At 57.3% G+C, this 17,860-nt stretch carries 17 protein-coding genes and 2 pseudogenes; 10 read left to right on the top strand and 9 right to left on the bottom strand.

Annotated elements, in window-relative coordinates; translation table 11 throughout:
- Nucleotides 1-116 precede the first annotated feature (116 nt).
- The gene (locus ACX3YF_RS18905) at nucleotides 117-968 is read left to right on the top strand and encodes a phosphoadenosine phosphosulfate reductase domain-containing protein (RefSeq protein ID WP_458944768.1); all 852 of its coding nucleotides are present in this window, start codon (nucleotides 117-119) and stop codon (nucleotides 966-968) included.
- Here ACX3YF_RS18905 and ACX3YF_RS18900 read toward each other — a convergent pair whose 3' ends face one another.
- A complete protein-coding gene (locus tag ACX3YF_RS18900; protein ID WP_130206931.1) occupies nucleotides 969-1,244 on the bottom strand; it encodes a hypothetical protein in 276 nt (91 codons plus the stop codon).
- 357 nt (nucleotides 1,245-1,601) lie between these two features.
- Here ACX3YF_RS18900 and ACX3YF_RS18895 point away from each other — a divergent pair, with 357 nt between their 5' ends.
- The 5 genes and pseudogenes from ACX3YF_RS18895 to ACX3YF_RS18875 all read left to right on the top strand — a co-directional run bounded on the left by ACX3YF_RS18895 (nucleotide 1,602) and on the right by ACX3YF_RS18875 (nucleotide 4,352).
- Nucleotides 1,602-2,096: a hypothetical protein gene (locus tag ACX3YF_RS18895; RefSeq protein WP_458944766.1), complete on the top strand. Its 495-nt coding sequence runs from the start codon at nucleotides 1,602-1,604 to the stop codon at nucleotides 2,094-2,096.
- A gap of 36 nt (nucleotides 2,097-2,132) precedes the next feature.
- Nucleotides 2,133-2,345, top strand: a complete 213-nt coding sequence (locus ACX3YF_RS18890; protein WP_458944765.1) for a hypothetical protein — start codon at nucleotides 2,133-2,135, stop codon at nucleotides 2,343-2,345.
- A pseudogene (locus ACX3YF_RS18885) lies at nucleotides 2,345-3,456 on the top strand (tyrosine-type recombinase/integrase). Before ACX3YF_RS18890 ends, ACX3YF_RS18885 begins: the two are co-directional and overlap by 1 nt.
- Nucleotides 3,457-3,750: 294 nt before the next feature.
- Nucleotides 3,751-4,002, top strand: a pseudogene (locus tag ACX3YF_RS18880) (Arm DNA-binding domain-containing protein); the annotation flags it as partial.
- Between the two features lie 194 nt (nucleotides 4,003-4,196).
- Nucleotides 4,197-4,352, top strand: coding sequence for a hypothetical protein (locus ACX3YF_RS18875; RefSeq protein ID WP_458944764.1), 156 nt, complete (start codon nucleotides 4,197-4,199; stop codon nucleotides 4,350-4,352).
- A gap of 547 nt (nucleotides 4,353-4,899) precedes the next feature.
- Here the strand turns inward: ACX3YF_RS18875 and ACX3YF_RS18870 are convergent.
- From ACX3YF_RS18870 to ACX3YF_RS18835, 8 genes are all read right to left on the bottom strand, one after another.
- A complete protein-coding gene (locus ACX3YF_RS18870; RefSeq protein ID WP_458944763.1) occupies nucleotides 4,900-5,724 on the bottom strand; it encodes an amino acid ABC transporter ATP-binding protein in 825 nt (274 codons plus the stop codon).
- Between the two features lie 92 nt (nucleotides 5,725-5,816).
- Nucleotides 5,817-6,479: an amino acid ABC transporter permease gene (locus tag ACX3YF_RS18865; RefSeq protein WP_458944762.1), complete on the bottom strand. Its 663-nt coding sequence runs from the start codon at nucleotides 6,477-6,479 to the stop codon at nucleotides 5,817-5,819.
- The gene (locus ACX3YF_RS18860) at nucleotides 6,476-7,138 is read right to left on the bottom strand and encodes an amino acid ABC transporter permease (protein ID WP_458944761.1); all 663 of its coding nucleotides are present in this window, start codon (nucleotides 7,136-7,138) and stop codon (nucleotides 6,476-6,478) included. The genes ACX3YF_RS18865 and ACX3YF_RS18860 overlap by 4 nt, the downstream gene beginning before the upstream one ends.
- A gap of 92 nt (nucleotides 7,139-7,230) precedes the next feature.
- Entirely contained in the window at nucleotides 7,231-8,067 is an 837-nt protein-coding gene (locus ACX3YF_RS18855) for a transporter substrate-binding domain-containing protein (protein ID WP_458944760.1), read from the bottom strand.
- A gap of 219 nt (nucleotides 8,068-8,286) precedes the next feature.
- Entirely contained in the window at nucleotides 8,287-8,670 is a 384-nt protein-coding gene (locus ACX3YF_RS18850; protein WP_458944759.1) for a VOC family protein, read from the bottom strand.
- A gap of 80 nt (nucleotides 8,671-8,750) precedes the next feature.
- A complete protein-coding gene (locus ACX3YF_RS18845; RefSeq protein WP_458944758.1) occupies nucleotides 8,751-9,869 on the bottom strand; it encodes an S-(hydroxymethyl)glutathione dehydrogenase/class III alcohol dehydrogenase in 1,119 nt (372 codons plus the stop codon).
- A gap of 58 nt (nucleotides 9,870-9,927) precedes the next feature.
- The gene (locus ACX3YF_RS18840) at nucleotides 9,928-11,013 is read right to left on the bottom strand and encodes an FAD-binding oxidoreductase (protein WP_458944757.1); all 1,086 of its coding nucleotides are present in this window, start codon (nucleotides 11,011-11,013) and stop codon (nucleotides 9,928-9,930) included.
- Nucleotides 11,014-11,068: 55 nt separating this feature from the next.
- Nucleotides 11,069-12,142: an aromatic ring-hydroxylating dioxygenase subunit alpha gene (locus tag ACX3YF_RS18835; RefSeq protein WP_458944756.1), complete on the bottom strand. Its 1,074-nt coding sequence runs from the start codon at nucleotides 12,140-12,142 to the stop codon at nucleotides 11,069-11,071.
- A gap of 158 nt (nucleotides 12,143-12,300) precedes the next feature.
- On the opposite strand from ACX3YF_RS18835, the gene ACX3YF_RS18830 reads away from it, so the two are divergent.
- The 4 genes from ACX3YF_RS18830 to ACX3YF_RS18815 all read left to right on the top strand — a co-directional run bounded on the left by ACX3YF_RS18830 (nucleotide 12,301) and on the right by ACX3YF_RS18815 (nucleotide 17,806).
- Entirely contained in the window at nucleotides 12,301-13,239 is a 939-nt protein-coding gene (locus tag ACX3YF_RS18830) for a LysR substrate-binding domain-containing protein (protein WP_458944755.1), read from the top strand.
- 463 nt (nucleotides 13,240-13,702) lie between these two features.
- Entirely contained in the window at nucleotides 13,703-15,382 is a 1,680-nt protein-coding gene (hutU, locus tag ACX3YF_RS18825) for a urocanate hydratase (RefSeq protein ID WP_458974090.1), read from the top strand.
- A 125-nt stretch (nucleotides 15,383-15,507) separates the two neighbouring features.
- Nucleotides 15,508-16,674 (top strand): CaiB/BaiF CoA transferase family protein, encoded by a 1,167-nt coding sequence (locus tag ACX3YF_RS18820; RefSeq protein ID WP_458944753.1) that lies wholly within the window; start codon nucleotides 15,508-15,510, stop codon nucleotides 16,672-16,674.
- On the top strand, nucleotides 16,664-17,806 hold the full coding sequence (locus tag ACX3YF_RS18815) for an acyl-CoA dehydrogenase family protein (RefSeq protein WP_458944752.1): 1,143 nt from the start codon (nucleotides 16,664-16,666) through the stop codon (nucleotides 17,804-17,806). The genes ACX3YF_RS18820 and ACX3YF_RS18815 overlap by 11 nt, the downstream gene beginning before the upstream one ends.
- Nucleotides 17,807-17,860 lie beyond the last annotated feature (54 nt).

The following is a 17,860-nucleotide window of genomic DNA, read 5'->3' as shown; positions in this document are numbered from 1 at the left end:
ATCGCTTCAACGGCCACAGTGCTCACCTTCCTTTGAATAAGGGGTGAAATCTAACTCAAGTGGACGATCTCAACTACCCCACTTCAACGAATCACGCCAGCCGGCGAGGATCCCCTATGTCTCCCTACAAATTGTCCGGGACGACGGTCGTCAGCTTTTCCGGCGGTCGCACCAGCGCCTACATGCTGCGCCAGGTGCTGGAAAACAACGATGACCTGAGCGATCTGATCGTCACCTTCGCCAACACCGGCAAGGAACACCCAGCCACTCTGGAGTTTGTACAGGAGTGTGCCGAGCACTGGTCGGTGCCGATCGTCTGGCTTGAGTTCCGTGACAACGAAACTGGCTTTGATGTGGTGGACTTCGCCTGTGCCAGCCGCCAAGGCGAACCATTCGAAGCACTGATCCGCAAGCGCAAGTATTTGCCCAACCCAGTGACCAGGTTCTGCACCATCGACCTCAAGATCCGGATCATCCACAAATATCTGCGCAGCTTGGGTCTTTCGACCGAGGAAGCACCGGTAGACATGATGACCGGCATCCGTGCCGATGAGCCGCGGCGTATCGTGAAGATCCGCCACCGCAAAAGTACGAGTGAAAGCAAGTGGGCAACCATGGTGATGCCGTTGGCCGATGCCGGCGTTCAGGACATTACCGACTTCTGGGCTGGCCAACCATTCGACCTGATGCTGCCGACGATTAACGGCAGGACGCTGGAAGGAAACTGCGACCTTTGTTTCTTGAAGGGTGCCAAGCAGGTCTATTCCATCATCGCCAGTGACAGGCCCAAGGCCGAATGGTGGGCTCGCATGGAAAGCTCAGTCGTGTCCGGCGGCAAGTTCACCGGCGACGGCGCCCGCTTTCGCAGTGACCGTCCCAGCTACCAGCAGATGCTCGACTACTCCGACACCCAATTCGACATGTTCGCCGACCATGACGAGGCAATCGCTTGCTTCTGTGGCGATTGATTACAGCGGAAATGTAACGATCATTTGGCACATCGCCGCAGCTGCCCCAAATCCAGCAGCGTAACGGTTCCAGTTTGCTTGTTTTCGCATTGTTTCTTGCGCATTGAACCTCCCCCTTTCATCGAGCCCCAGGCTCGGGGCCTGAACTGGTTCGCCCTCATGGTCCCGCAGGCTGTAGGGCACGCGGACGGTTGCCGAGCGAGTCCAAGCAAGTGCTGAAAGAAACGCGAATAAACAGCTCAAAGCCGAAGCATTCATCAGGCTTACCAAACTCATGTTCATCTCCATTTTTAAGGGGCGTCCGAGTGATCTCATACGGAAGCGTTTGCAGCGGCATCGAGGCGGCGACTATCGCCTGGCGCCCGCTTGGAATGCAAGCCGCCTGGTTCGCCTACGTGTACTGCTATAAGGGCAACGCTAAAGAAGTAAGCCCACCCTGACCAGTTGCGGCCACTCAGCATTTCTCTGAAACAGCTGGCAGGGCGAACTACGGAACCTTATTCGAGCGGGCCTTCCTCGTATATCAGCTAATCCCTGATAGCCACCCTCAGCGTCCCCGCTGAATTCGTCTCGCTGCCAACCAAAACCTTGCAACTCAACAGCCTGCCGGTGAACGGCGGGCGAGGATTCCCTATGTCCGCATTAAACCGCTTCCACAAAACAGCCAGCCATGCACTGGAGCAGATCAGCACCAGCCTGCCGCCCGGCGCCAAAATCTGCCTGGCCCTCTACCCCCCCGAAAAGCCAGAACTCGACATAGTCCTGCAGGACAAGGGCCTGGACCTCAATGAAGTGGTTTCGACCCTTCGCCGGCGCGGCCTGAGTATCGACGGCGACAACGCCTACAAGCGCGACCTCTGCGATTCGATTGTTGGGGCGATGGCCTTCGGCGCGCAGAACCGTAACCCGCCGCCGGTTGGTCACTGGGGCCAGCGCTTCTGGGACGTAGGCCGTGAAGAGCGTGCGCTGGCTGAAGAGTTGGTCGCGGCGCTGAAGCTCACCCGCGAGAACCTTCGCGCTTGCCAAGCAACCATCCACCTGTGCGGTGGTTTCGATCCCGCGTATGTCACCGAGGCCCAGGCGGCGATGAAGATCGCAGACGCTGCCCTAGCCAAAGCCACCCAATAACAACCTTCTGCCGCCACGCGCGGCATGGAGCATCCAATGAAAAAAGAACTGATAAAGATCAGCGAGTTTCAGCGCCGGCGCTGGGGCGAAGGCGGCACCCCGCAATGCCCGCAGGCTATCCGCAACCACATCAGGAACGGGATGGTGCCCGGCGAGCAGATCGGCAAACTCTGGTACGTTGATTGGGCCGCATTCAGCCACTCGAACGGCAACGACCTGGTCGCAATGGTATTGAAAGGAGCTGCATGATGGTGCCACGGCCGCGCAACCCTGCGAACAAGGGACTTCCGCAGAATCTGTACTACGACGCGCGGCGCTCGACCTATCGCTACCGGCGGCCTACCGACGGGAAGTGGTTTCCGTTCGGAGCCGACCGCCTCAAAGCGATTGATGCCGCGAAGCAGCTGAACCTTGAATTCATTACGGCGCCGACCTGGTCGGCGCCGTAATGAACAACCCCTCAGAATCGTTCGCCGGTTTCCTCGACACTTACGAGCGCGACGTCCTGCCGCCGCGTGAACTGGCCAAGGGCACCCTGGGCTTGTACGCCGTGCACTTCCGTCGCTTTCGCAAGCAGTTCGAAGGCAAGGCCGTGGACCAGATCACGATCCGAATGATCGCAGAGATGCTGGACGCCCTGACCCCGCGTACGGCCAACCAATGCCGGGCGCTGCTGGTCGACATTTTCAACCATGCCGCAGCCAAAGGACTGTGCCCGGACAACCCGGCCGCCAGTACGATCAATCGCATCGAGAAGAAGCAGCGCAAGCGCCACACCGTTGAAGGCCTGAAAGCCATCAGAGAGAAAGCACCGGCCTGGCTGCAGAACGCAATCGACCTGGCCCTGATCACCGCCCAGCGCCGCACCGATATCCTCGACATGCGATTCGACGGGGTGCGTGAGGGGTTTCTCTATCTGGTGCAGAAGAAAACCGCAAAGGCCAGTGACGCGGCGTGGATTCGGTTTCGAGTGACGCCAGAGTTACAGGCGGTCATCAGCCGATGCCGTGACGACACCGCATCACCTTACCTGGTGCATCGAAAGCCAGAGCGCCGGAAACAGAAACAGGCGCAGACCAAGGACCACTGGACGAAGGTTGAGGAACGGTATTTGACGCGTGCATTCAAGGAAGCCAGGGAGGCGGCGAACTGTTACGCAGGATGGAAGGAAGAAGAGATGCCGGGCTTCCACGAAGTACGAGCGCTGTCACTGCACCTGTACAAGAAAGCCGGTAAAGACGGGCAAAAAATTGCAGGTCATGCGAGCGAGGGCATGACCAAAAACTACCAGCGTGATCACGAGGAAGTCATCTGGTCCGAGGCAATTCCGGACCTGAATATCAGCGAAATCACCGGGTAGTTTTGCGCCAGTTTTGCGCGGGTTTTGCGCAGACACAAAAAAGCCGATCTAGCTGATCGGCTTAAGTGTCTGATTTTACTCAGGAATAATGGTCGGGACGGAGTGATTCGAACACTCGACCCCTAGCACCCCATCTCCTTTTTCATACTTCTTGAAAGCTTCCAAAATTTTACTCTGGATTTTTCTAAGCTAGTATTTACTTGAGCTCCAGCGGTGTTCTGCTCTACGAGAGTCCAGGAACGTCCATCAAGAGCCGACGTTTTTGTGGGGGTAAAAGTAGGGGGAGCCCATTTCATGGCCAAAATTACCATCAAAGAACTCGATTCGCTGACTCCCAATAATGCCGGCCGAATCCTCCGAGAGGATGGCAATCTGGCCGGTCGAATCTCTGTCCGCAAGGACGGTGTGTCGGTCAGCTTTTTCTATCGTTATCGCTGGGGCGACCAGAACAAAGAGTACGCCTGCGGAACCTGGCCGCGCAAATCCCTAACGGACATCCGCAAGGCGCGTAACCAGGCCAGGGCACTCATTGATGAGCAGATCAATTGTTGACGCCAATGCCGAATTGCCCCACGTGCTGACTTTCAACTAACCCACCTTCAAATTGGCACGAACCCGCCATAGGTAGTGGTTCGCGAGGAATTAGACCGGGTCAGCGATATCTCGGCAACTGGGTCAGTTCGGCGTCGGCGCCAACACTCAACGAACGTAAAGCGACCTTTTCAAAACAGAAGTTCGAAGTGCAGCCAATCATCATTCTGCGCCAGATCGAGCGTTACCTGCACATCGGCCTTGTCGGTCGCCTAGATCTGCCACCAAGCGTGAGGATGGAACGCTCGCTGCTAGCGCGGCGCGAAGTCGAAAACCTGATTGACAAGATCGGTAGCGAAGGCTAGCGATTCAACATTTACCTGATCGACGAAACCCTGCCCAGTGCAACCTTCCAGATTTTCGAGCAAGCACACACCAGCTACGTCGCCGTCAGTCCCTATCGCCTCGGCGAGCTGCCCAATATCCACACCGGCATCGCCAGCGTAACTTCGTCGCCAGAGGCCGTTGAGATGTACAAGTCAATGACCCGCAGCTTACTTGAACGCGCGCATTCGGGTGAAGCGGCGAAGCGGGAGCTGAGCAAGCTGTTGGCTAAGCTATAAGCAGGGGCAAAATCTGCTTGTGGAATGATGGAATCCGCCGCCAACACAAGCCGTAGACGGTCATTCAAACGTGTCTACGAAAACGGGTGCGCTTCACGCGCTGGACTTCATGGCCTTCTAAACCTTTGCACCGGAGACCAAAGACCGCTCGCTTTCCGAGACCAGCGGTATCTGCGTTTAACGTTCATAAATGCCTCACCATCAAGAATCGGTGGTGAGGCATTTCCGTTTGGATTTTCCCCTGCGCTCGATTGTCGATCATTCCGATACCGACAGAGTTCCATGCTTTTCAGACGTAACTCTTCTCTTTATTCCCCTGCCAAAATGCATTGCGATCCAGGTAATTTTGAAGAAATTGCTTTAGCCGAGGATTTTCAGTTTCACTGAAGATTTTTTGTGGCGCCCCACACACAGCGACCTTCCCTTGATCGAGAAACGCTACGCGGTCAGCGACCTGGGCGGCGAACCCCATCTCGTGAGTGACCACCACCATGGTCATTCCTTCGGTGGCAAGGGACTTCATGACTTGCAGCACCTCCCCTACTAGTTCCGGATCAAGCGCGGAAGTCGGCTCATCAAACAGCATGATGCGAGGTTCCATGGCGAGTGCTCGGGCAATAGCCACGCGTTGTTGCTGTCCACCGGAAAGCTGTGCCGGATACGCCTCGGCCTTGTGCTTCAGCCCGACTTTGTCGAGCATCGCCAAGCCCTTTTCCCGTGCTTCGGACAGAGGAAACTTGCGCACTTGCACTAACGCTTCGATAACATTCCCCAGCACGTTCATGTGAGGCCATAAATTGAATTGCTGGAACACCATGCCGACATTCCGTCTGACCTTATTCAGTTGGCCAGTGCTGGCGAGCTTGCGTATCGGGCTTGGTTGCCAGCCAAGCAACTGACCCTCGATATGAATCTCGCCTTCGTCGTATTGCTCAAGGAAAGCCATGCAACGCAGCAATGTGCTCTTCCCTGAACCAGAGGGACCAATCAAGCACACGACTTCACTATGATGAATGTCTAAATCGACGCCTTTGATGACCTGTAAATCACCAAAATTTTTGCGAACCCCGCGTAGCTTAAGGATGGGCTCGTCATTAATTGCGAAATCGCTCATGTTCTTACCTCTTAGGTAATGCGGGCAGTGAAAACTGCTGGAGTTGCATTCTGACTCCGCTATTGCGGCTAGCGGCAGCTGTCTCGACTCGCTTATCGAGCCATGTAGCGCCCCACGCGTTTTTCCATCCGCATCCCGAATCTCGAAGATAATTCGATCAGCATCAAGTAACTAAGACCAAGGACCAACAGGGTTTCGACGAAGGCAAAGGTGGATGAGCCAATGCCCGTCATGACCATGGTGAGTTCGGGAATTGTGATGATCGATAGAACAGCTGTTTCCTTGCACAGAATGGTGATCAGGTTGACCAATGCAGGCAGGATGATCACCAGCATTTGCGGGATCTCAATACGCAATATGCATTTCAAGCGACTGATACCCAGGCAGTTGGCCGCCTCGAGGTGACCTCTGGGAACGGAGAGGAAACCACTGCGAAAGATCTCGGCGAAATACACGCTGCCGTAAATCCCCAGGCCAACCACACCGGCCGTTACCGGCTCAAGTTCCAGCCCTAAGCTGGGGCCACCGTAATAGAGCAGGAATAGCTGCACCAAAAATGGCGTGCTGCGAATCAGCTCGATGTAGACCCGCAACAGGCCCCTCGGCAGTGACCCACCAAAAAGCTGAAGTAAGGCTATCAACAGTCCCAATACCAGAGCGAGAACAACACCGCCGGCCCAGGTCGCGAGAGTGATGCCCAAGCCACTAGCAATTTCCGCAAGGCGGTCCGTGATGATCGAAGGATCAAAGCTCATGCTGTTTTACCTCCCATGCGTTTTTCCAGCCAGCTCCCGCAACAGGTCAGCGGCAAGTTAATCAAGCAATAAAAGCCCGCTAGCAGCAGGTAATTTTGCAGGAACAGGTAATCGCTGGCGGCCAGGTTTTGTGCCGTTCGGGTCAGGTCGGCGATGCCTACGACTGAAATCAGGGAGGAGGCTTTAATCAGCAAGACCATTTCGTTGACTAAAGCAGGCAGTGTCAATCGCACGGCTTGTGGCAACTTGATCCTCAGCAACATCTTCAGTGGGCTGAGCCCCAGCATCCCGGCGGCCTCCAACTGACCTACCGGAATGGCAAGAAAACCACCGCGCAAGATTTCTGCAATGTACGCACCGGCGGCCAACGACAAGCCAATGATTGCCGCGGCCAGGGGCGGGATATTAGGCAAGCCAACACGCGGTAGGAAATAGTAGATGAACAATAATTGAACCAGCAGTGGAACGCCGCGGAATGCAAAAATATAGGCCCCTCCCAGCCGACTGAGCAGCGGTTGAGGCGACAAACGCAGAGAACAGATGCCGATGCCAACGACGAAACCGAACCCCAGGCCGGCCAAGACTGCTTCCAGGGTGACGATCATGCTCGCCGCTAACAGCGGCACATTTTGGATCAATACTTGCCAATCAAACATCATGGCGATGACTCCTGACGGCGAGAAACTACCCGCGTCCACCTGGCACAGGCGCGAGGTGGACTTGTGGGACGTTTTTTAATGCGTGCGAGGGCTTACCAGCTCGGCACGACATCAGTCGTAGGCACCTGCATTTCGGTACCCAGCCAACGCGTTTGCAGAGCCGCCAAGCGACCGTCTGTGTGAAGTTTGATTAACGCCTGATTGATTTCGTCGATCAGGGCTTTGGACTCTTCACCCTTGCGGCCGACGTAGGCAAAGTAGGACGGCTTCCCGAACGGTGGTTGCACCACCTTGAAGACTTGCGAGCGCTGAGAGGCGATGTAGGAAATATTGGGGAGTGAATTGGCAACTGCCGCGATGCGACCGGCGCTGAGATCGGAATAGGCCTGATTATTATCGACGTATTCGCGAATGGTCACCGGTTTTGACAACGTGGCGGAGTACGCGCGTAGCTCTTCCAGCATGGCCGAGCCCTTCCCTGCGCCAACGACTTTGCCGGCAATATCTTCGGGCTTACTGATACTGTCGTCCTTGGCGCGCACCATCAGCGCTACCGTGGCTTCAGCGATGGGTAGGGTGTAACTGTAACGATCCTTACGTGCCTGGGTGACAATCAAAGGACCACCCACCAAATCGAACTTGCCCGCTTCGAGACCGGGAAGCACCCCCGACCAAGGCAGATCCATAAATCGAACCTTGACGCCCATTTGCTCGCCGATCAGCTGAAACAAAGCTGGGTTGAAACCTTGCTGTTGGCCTTTATCCAGGTAGTCAAAAGGCGCGAACTGCATTTCCGTGCCAATCACCAGTTCGCCGGACTTTTTCACGTCTGCCAGTTGATCAGCTTGGGCGGTGAACGACACCAGACTGATTAATGCTGCAACATAGAGGCTACGCAGGGTCTTGTGATGCTTCATTTTGCTTTGCATGGATTGACTCCTCAGAGGTTTGTCGCACGACTATTGTTTTTGTTATCACTTCGATGAATCAGCATTGTTCGTGTCATGTAACCGAGTTGGCATAGTCCAGGCAGTCTCGGAAGAGCACGTTAAAAGTATTGCTAGTGGTCACTGGCAAATCAGCGGGGTAAGGAAACCGGCAGGCACCGTGAACCACCGGAGTCCAAACCCTTCATTCGCCAGTAATCGTTACACAGGCTTAAAGCAATAAACGGCCAATTTATTGCCATCCAGATCACGCACGTACGCGGCATAGGCATTCGGTGCCCAGTCGCGCGTGCCCGGTGCGCCTTCATCGGTACCACCCGCGACCAGGGCCGCTGCGTGGAACGCATCGATCGCCTTGCGGTTCGGTGCCTCGAAGCTGACGGTCACGCCATTGCCGACGGTGGCAGGAGCACCGTTGGCGGGCTTCAGGACGAAAAACGAGGGGGCGTTCTCGCCCCAGATCGAGCCGTTGTCGGCCAGATCGGCGATGCGCTTGTGGCCCAGCTGACCCAATGCGCTGTCGTAGAAGGCACGGGCTTTGTTCAGATCATTGGTGCCGACAGTAACGTGGGTAAAGATGCTCATCTATTGCTTCTCCGGGTGTTATCAGTGGGTGGTGTTGCCGTTATGTCAGGCACGGCCTGACGGTCGTCGCTGCGCCAGGCTCAGCGATCAAAATGAATCACGGTGCGAATGCTTTTGCCCTCATGCATCAGGTCAAAGGCTTGATTGATCTCATCGAGGCCCAGGGTGTGGGTGATGAAGGTGTCGAGCGGGATCTCGCCGCTCTGCGCCTTGTCCACGTAACTCGGCAGCTCGCTACGGCCTTTCACGCCACCAAAGGCTGAGCCTCGCCAGACGCGACCGGTCACCAGCTGGAATGGGCGCGTGCTGATTTCCTGGCCAGCACCGGCGACTCCGATGATCACCGACTCGCCCCAGCCCTTGTGACAGCTTTCCAGCGCGGCCCGCATCAACTGCACGTTGCCGACACACTCGAAGGAGTAATCGACACCGCCTTCCGTCAACTCGACGATGACCTCCTGAACCGGCTTGTCGTAGTCCTTGGGATTGACGAAGTCGGTGGCCCCCAGATGTTTGGCGATCTCGAACTTGGCTGGATTGATATCCACCGCGATGATCCGGCCGGCCTTGGCCATGGCGGCGCCGATGATGGCGGCCAGGCCGATGCCGCCCAGGCCGAAAATCGCTACCGTGGCGCCGGCCTCGACCTTGGCAGTATTGAGCACGGCACCGATGCCGGTGGTCACGCCGCAACCGAGCAAGCACACCTTTTCCAGCGGTGCGTCCTTGGGGATTTTCGCCAGCGAGATGGCCGGTAGTACGGTGTACTCGGAAAACGTCGAACAGCCCATGTAGTGATGGATCGGCTGACCCTGGTAGGAGAAGCGGCTGGTGCCATCAGGCATCAGGCCCTTGCCCTGAGTGGCGCGAATTTTCTGGCACAGGTTGGTCTTGCCGGAGCGGCAGAATTTGCACTCGCCACACTCCGGGGTGTAGAGCGGGATCACGTGATCACCCACGGCGACTGACGTTACGCCCTCGCCAATCGCCTCGACGATACCGCCCCCTTCGTGACCGAGGATGGTAGGAAAAAGGCCTTCCGGGTCAGCCCCGGAAAGGGTAAAGGCATCGGTATGGCAAACACCGGTGGCGATGATGCGTACCAGCACTTCGCCGGCCTGTGGCGGGGCCACATCGACTTCGACGATTTGCAGGGGTTGGTTGGCCGCGAAGGCAACAGCGGCGCGTGACTTGATCATTCTCTTGATTCCTCAGTGCAACGTAAGCAGTCGGCGGTAGGGGCGTGACCGACAAGGATCACTGACGCAAGTCCACCGTCACGGCGGTGGTCGGGCGTGTGCAACAGAGCAGGATGCGGCCGCTTTCAGGGACATCCAGTGGCGCTTCAAAATACTCGACAGAGCCTTCACGCAGGCTGACCTGGCAGGTGTTGCACAGGCCAGCCCGGCAATTGAAGGGCGGTGTCAGACCCGCCTGTTCGGCCAGCTCGAGCAGGGATTGGCAACTCTGATCCCAGGCCAGGCGCGTACCGGAGGGGAGAAACTCTACGGTCAAGGCGCCGTCAACCGGTGCGGTGGGTGTCTGAGGCGCGGCTGGCGCGAGGGCAACAGGCGCCGTCGGCAAGACGTCGTCCTCCTCAAGGATGGTCGCCGGGCCGAAGAACTCGTAATGAATACGCTCGCCGGCGATCCCCAGGCCACGCAACAGCCGCCAGTTCGCCTGCATAAAGAGTCGCGGACCGCACAGATAGACGTCGTAGTCGTCCAGCGGCAGCAGCTTCTGCAGGGTGTCCCGGCTGACCAGGCCCTGGCTGTGAAAAGCCGTTTGAGCATGGTCGTCGGCCTCCGGGTTGCGGTAGCAGAAGTGCACGCTGATCCCAGGACGACGGCCAGCCAATGCAAGCACCTCGTCACGAAAAGCATGCACCGTCCCATTTTCGCAGGCATGGATGAAGTACACCGGCCGTGACGAATGACGACTCAGTTGATGCAGCATGCTCAACATCGGCGTGATTCCCACGCCGCCACTGAACAACACCACCGGCCTTGGACTCTCTTCGTCCAGCACGAAGGTGCCCGTAGGGCCAGCGATCTCGAGGGCATCGCCGACCTGCACGTGATCGTGCAGGTGATTGGAGCCTTGACCGGGCGGCAGCTCCGGCCGGTCGAAAGGTGCAGGTTCGCACTTGACCGAAATACGTACGCGCGAAGGATCGTTGGCGTCGCCGGAAAGACTGTAGTTGCGCAGCACCTTGACACACCCGTCCAGGGCAAGGCGAAGGATGAGGTACTGACCCGGGCGAAAGCCCGGGTTGGATACACCATCGACCGCGGTCAGGACGAAGGAGGTGATGACGGCGCTTTCTTGTATTTTCTCAATCACCCGGAAGGACTTAAAGCCTAAAGAGGAAGTCTGAGGTTGTCGTTGAGTGCCCATCTCATGCCTCCGTTTTTTGTTCCGCAACGTGACGTTGGGTCAGCGGAATCAAGTTGTCGGGCTGTTCTTGGGCAATCAACTTATCGAGGTTGCGACGAAAACGTAGCGGGCCTGAGTCAGAAGCAAGATCGATATTGGGTGTGCACTTGTTCGCCATCCCTTGGTGTACAGCGGTGAGAATCACCCGGTCTTCGCTGAACGCGAATCGCACGTCTTCATCGAACTGGCGCGACACCTCTTCGCTGTTCTGGTCAAAGTTGCGCATTTGAAACCAGAAGTAGCGGGTGTTCGACTCATCGATCGGAGTCAAAAAGTTATAGGAGCTCATCAGGAAAACCTGATCATGCAGCGGCCCTTCATCAGAGCCGGTTCCCGCTGGGGTGAACAAGGACTTGATAACTGCGTGAGAAGGGTAATGAACTTCGTAGTGCTGCTTTCGGTCGCAGCGACCTGAAAACTTGACGAACTTGGCATAGAACGGCGCCACTTCAACATCGCGCATCCAGCGAGAAACCGTCACACCGAAGTCAGAAATGTCAGTTTTCAGCGGCTCATTTTCACAGGCCGAATTACCGAACGATGTCTGATGAACCCAGGCCACATGTGCTGGATCCAGCAGGTTATCAGTCATATACAAATAATTGCACTCGACGGTCATGGTGCCGCCGCGATTTATGCCCCACTCTGGATCACCCCACTCTTTCACCTGGAAGATTTTTTCTGGATCAGCCAACTCGAGATCGCCCATCCAGATCCAAATCAAACCGTATCGCACTGCGAGGGGGTAGCTGCGAACTTTGGCTCCTTGTGGGATGCGGCTGCTGCCTGGCGCGCGGACACAGCTTCCAGAGCAGTCGAAGGTCAGGCCGTGATAACCGCATTCGATATGATCACCTTGCTTGCGACCCATCGATAACGGCAACTTGCGATGAGGACAAGCATCCTCGAGGGCTACTGGAGTGCCGTCCGCCTTGCGAAACAGTACGACTTTTTCACCGAGAATCGTGCTTGGGTACAAGCCCTCCCCTAGCTCAGATTCTTCGACAATCACATACCAAGCATTGCGTAAAAACATAGGGGGAATCCTCTTTTTGTTTTTCGTCCTGAGCAAAGCGACGCTTCTGATGGGTTCAGAATACGAGGAATAGATTTTTTGAAAAGACGAGGTAAATCAGTTTTTTATTTAGGTTTTCTAAACTAGGATTATCCAGGTTCTGGTTTGGAGAAAGCACGATGAACAATCTGCCGTCCCTGCGTGCACTGCAGGTGTTTGAAGCTGTCGGTCGTTATGGCGGCATTAATGAAGCCGCCAGGCGACTAGGTATTACGGCTGGTGCAGTCAGCCAACAGATGAAATTGCTCGAAGAGAATCTGGGCTTGAGCCTGACCCTCAAGGTGGGGAACCGCATCCACCTGACAGCCGCCGGGCAGCGCTATCACAAAGGCTGCGTGACTGCATTCGAGAGCCTGCGCATTGCACACACAGAAGTCGAACGCACAAAAAATCCAACGAACATGCAGATAAGTGCGATGCCATCGTTACTATCCCAATGGCTGGCACCATTGGTGTTCGCCTGGCAGGATCAGCACCCCGAATTGGACGTGTTCCTTGAGGGCACCTACGAGGAGCCTTCACCCGAAGGCTACGAGATCGACTTCCGCTTCACCTATAGCGATCGAGAACACGCGGGAAACGTCGTCGAGCTCTTTCATGATTATGTAGTACCGGTCTGCAGTCCGGCCTTGTTGCGCAACAATGCACCTCTGCAAACGCCCGCCGACCTCTTGGCCTACCCCTTACTGTCCATTGACTGGCTGCCAAAATATGTTTCCCCGCCCTCCTGGCGAGACTGGTTTACTGCGCAGGACGTGGACTGCTCAACGTTGCGCGATGGTTATCGGGTGTTTTCTTTGTCCTACATGGCCGTTCAAGCAGCGGTGCGAGGTCAAGGCATTGCATTGGGGCAATACTCGATGATTGGTGAAGAGCTGGCCAATGGCAGCTTGATCATGCCATTCCCCAAAGCGCTTCAGATGCCAACACCTTACTATCTCGTGAGCTCAAAGAGTGCATACAGTAAGGCTCATTGTCGCGACTTTCATCGCTGGCTGGTTGCCCGAGGACGCGACCAAACAGCTACAAATGAGCGCTTATTAAAGCTATCAAGATAAATACAGATCGACCAAAACACAGGGGGGGCCTATGTCTTTGCCTTGTGTCGCGTTATCGCCCAAAAGCGGAACTTAGCAAATGAGGCACCGATTGAGCAGCCCCGCCTGCCGCTCGATGCCCCTGTCAGTGCAGTAGGCTGACGGGCACTGTTACTTCCAGAATCACCTCGGTGCAAAAAGGTGACACGCCAATACCGGGCGCACCAAAAGTGTTACATTTCGACCAAGCCCGCCCCAAAAAAACACAATATTGCGGCAATTTTTTCATACCCCTCTCTCGCTAATCCTGAGTAGATAATTTTTTATCTATCTGATTTAAAACATTTTTTAAATAAAAAAGAGACCGAATCCGTCCAGGAAATTCAAATCTGGCCCTTCACTTGCATTCACTTGTACATACAGGTTGGTATAAGTTTATATGTACATCGATACCCACCACTCAACGTGAATCTGGAGATAGACCATGACTGCCAAGACCACCCGCCTGCGAGACGCTGAAGTTCGTGCTGCCCGCGGTAACAAGCTGACCGCCAAGAGCTGGCTGACCGAAGCGCCGCTGCGCATGCTGATGAATAACCTCGACCCGGAAGTCGCCGAGAACCCAAAAGAGCTGGTGGTCTACGGTGGTATCGGTCGTGCCGCGCGTAACTGGGAGTGCTACGACAAGATCGTCGAGAGCCTGACCAACCTAAACGACGACGAGACCCTGCTGGTGCAATCCGGCAAGCCGGTCGGCGTGTTCAAGACCCACAGCAACGCCCCGCGCGTGCTGATCGCCAACTCCAACCTGGTGCCGCACTGGGCCACCTGGGAACACTTCAACGAACTGGACGCCAAGGGCCTGGCCATGTACGGCCAGATGACCGCCGGCAGCTGGATCTACATCGGCAGCCAGGGCATCGTCCAGGGCACCTACGAAACCTTCGTCGAAGCCGGTCGCCAGCACTACAACGACAACCTGACCGGCAAGTGGGTCCTGACCGCGGGTCTGGGCGGCATGGGTGGTGCTCAACCTCTGGCCGCGACCCTGGCCGGTGCCTGCTCGCTGAACATCGAATGCCAACAGAGCCGCATCGACTTCCGCCTAAATAGCCGCTATGTCGACGAACAGGCCACCAACCTCGATGACGCGCTGGCCCGCATCACCAAATACACCAAGGAAGGCAAGGCGATTTCCGTCGCCCTGCGGGGCAACGCGGCAGAAATCCTCCCGGAACTGGTCAAGCGCGGCGTACGCCCGGACATGGTCACCGACCAGACCAGCGCCCACGACCCGCTCAACGGCTACCTGCCGGCCGGCTGGACCTGGGAGCAGTATCGCGACCGCGCCCAGACCGAACCTGCTGCCGTGATCAAGGCCGCCAAGCAATCGATGGCCGTGCACGTCAAAGCGATGCTGGACTTCCAGAAAATGGGCGTGCCGACCTTCGACTACGGCAACAACATCCGTCAGATGGCGCAGGAAGAAGGCGTGGAAAACGCATTCGACTTCCCAGGATTTGTACCGGCCTACATCCGTCCGCTGTTCTGCCGCGGCATCGGCCCGTTCCGCTGGGCGGCACTGTCGGGCAACGCTGAAGACATCTACAAGACCGACGCCAAGGTCAAGGAACTGATCCCGGACGACGCCCACCTGCACAATTGGCTGGATATGGCCCGCGAGCGCATCAGCTTCCAGGGTCTGCCGGCACGTATCTGCTGGGTCGGCCTGGGCCTGCGCGCCAAGCTGGGCCTGGCGTTCAACGAAATGGTCCGCAGCGGCGAGCTGTCGGCGCCGATCGTGATCGGTCGCGACCACCTCGACTCCGGCTCCGTGTCGAGCCCGAACCGCGAAACCGAATCGATGCAGGACGGTTCCGACGCTGTGTCCGACTGGCCACTGCTCAACGCCCTGCTCAACACCGCGAGCGGCGCGACCTGGGTGTCCTTGCACCACGGCGGCGGCGTCGGCATGGGCTTCTCCCAGCACTCGGGCATGGTGATTGTCTGCGACGGTACCGATGAAGCAGCCGAGCGTATCGCTCGCGTACTGCACAACGACCCGGCCACCGGCGTTATGCGTCATGCCGATGCCGGTTACCAGATCGCCATCGACTGCGCCAAGGAACAAGGGCTGAACCTGCCGATGATCACCGGCAATTAAAACAGCCTTCGGCTTAATGCAAAAAAACTGTTGGAGCCGGCTTGCTGGCGATTGAGTCGCCGCATGGTGTCAAGCGCAAGCCGGCTCCTACAGAGAAACGACAGCCCCTATTCGAGGAAACTGCGATGAGCAGCAGCCCGTTTACTCAGCAACTACAAGGCGTTCGCGTGCTTGACTTGAGCCGCGTACTGGCCGGCCCACATTGCACCGCAATGCTCGCCGACCTTGGCGCCGACGTCATTAAGTTTGAAGTTCCCGGGCACGGCGATGACAGCCGCCATCTGGGTCCATTCAAGGACGGTGAGAGTGTCTATTTTGGTCTAATCAACCGTGGCAAGCGCAGTGTCGAGATGGACTTCAAGTCCACCGCCGACCTCGCCCGGCTGTATGAACTGGTACGTGATGCCGACGTCGTCGTGGAGAACTTCCGCCCTGGCGTGACACGTCGTCTCGGTATCGATTTCGACACCCTCAAGCAATACAACCCCAAGCTGATCTACGCGAGTATTTCTGGCTTTGGCCAGAATGGTCCTCTGTCGGGCAACCCGGCTTATGACATCGTCGCCCAGGCGATGTCAGGGCTAATGAGCGTCACCGGGTTCGCTGCAACCGGCCCGACTCGCAGCGGTGAAGCCATCGGTGATCTATGCGCCGGAGTCTATGCCGCCTGGGCCATCAGCTCTGCACTGTTCGCCCGCGAGCGACATGCACCCGGCGCGCAACACATCGACGTCGCCATGTTCGACGTGTTGTTCAGCCTGCAAATGACCGGCCTGTCCAACCTCTTCGCCAATGGCACTGCACCTGGACTGGTGGGCAATCGTCATCCTGTGTCGACACCCTTCGATACATACCGCGCCGCCGACGGCCAGGTGGTTATCGCAGTGGCCAGCAACAAGCTATTCCAACGGCTCTGCGAATGCCTGGGCAAGCCTGAGCTTGGCAGCGATCCGCGTTTTGCCGATGACCCGCAACGGACTCAGAACGAGCCTGCGCTGCGCGCCGAAATCGAAGCCTGGACACAACAAATGAGCGTCGAGCAAGCATGCGACATTCTACTTGAAGCAGGTGTGCCCTCCTCTCCGGTGTGGAACCTCGCCGAGGCAGCCGATAGCGAACAAGCACAAGTGCGCCAACTGCTGATTCGACCCACGGGCTCCGCTGAGCCGCTGGTACCGCAACCGGTGTTCTTCAATGGCCACAAACCCCATGCCGTCACCCACGCCCCCCGCCTCGGCGCCGACAACGAGGCGTTCGGACTTAACAAACAGGAGCTAACCCATGAACTTTGAATTGGATCAGGTCGAACTGGCCGTGGTCGAAGCAGCCGAAAAACTGGCCCGCGAAGTGATCCAACCACGCGCCCAGCACTACGACGAAACCGAGACGTTCTGCGCCGAAAGCCTGCAAGCTCTGGCCGAACTGGGTGGCTTGGGTATTAACCTGCCGGAGGAATACGGCGGCCTGGGCATTGGAAGCCTAGCCATGAGCCGTGTGGTCGAAGCCGTGGCCGGTGCCTGTGCATCCACTGCCTCGGCCCTGACCGCGCATTTCCTGGCGACCGACTCGATTTTGCTCGGCGGCACCGAGGCACAGAAACAGGAGTGGCTGCCTCGCGCCGCCAGCGGAGAATTGCTCGGTGCCTTCGCCCTGACGGAACCGGCAGCCGGCTCCAACCCGGCCGACATGCGTTGCCGCGCGCAACGCGATAACGGCGGCTGGCGAGTGCGTGGCAGCAAGCACTACATCACCAACGCCAAAGAAGCCAACTTCATCGTGCTCTACGCCAAGACAGACGCCGAGGCCGGACACAAGGGTATCAGCGCTTTCATGATACCCCAGGGCACCGCCGGGATCAGCTTTTCCAGCCCGGAAAAAACCATGGGGCTGCGCGGTAGCACGATCTACGAACTGGCACTGGACTGCTGGCTTCCCGAGTCGGCACTGCTGGGCAACGAAGGCGCAGGCTTCAACACCGCCATGGCTGTGCTGGACCGGGGCCGAGTTGAAGTGGCGGCCATGTCGCTGGGCATCGCCAATGCAGCCTTGCAAGCGAGTCTGAACTGGGTCCGCGAACGCCAGATCGGCCCTAAACCGCTAGCGGCTTATCAAGGCACCCAATGGCGCCTGGCCGATATGTATGCGCAGCTGGAGAGCGCACGCATGCTGACATGGAAAGCCGCCGCCCGCCGCGACAGCGGTGAACGCTTCAGCCTCGATTCGGCCACGGCCAAACTGGTCGCCGCTGAATGCGCCGGGTTCGTCACCGATGCCGCACTGCAACTCCATGGTGGCTATGGCTACATTCGCGACCTGCCATTGGAGCGCTACGTGCGCGATGCACGGATCTTGCGAATTTTCGAAGGAACCTCGGAAGTCCAGAAAATCATCATTTCACGAAGCCTGCTCGACGCCCAGCGCTAACCGAGCGAAAAGCCGGGCCTGCCTCGCAGGCCCCCTCTTTAGCATTACAAACCC

The sequence above is a fragment of the Pseudomonas fluorescens group sp. PF-69 genome (genome assembly GCF_054481235.1).
This window is presented reverse-complemented; position numbering and strand designations above follow the sequence as displayed.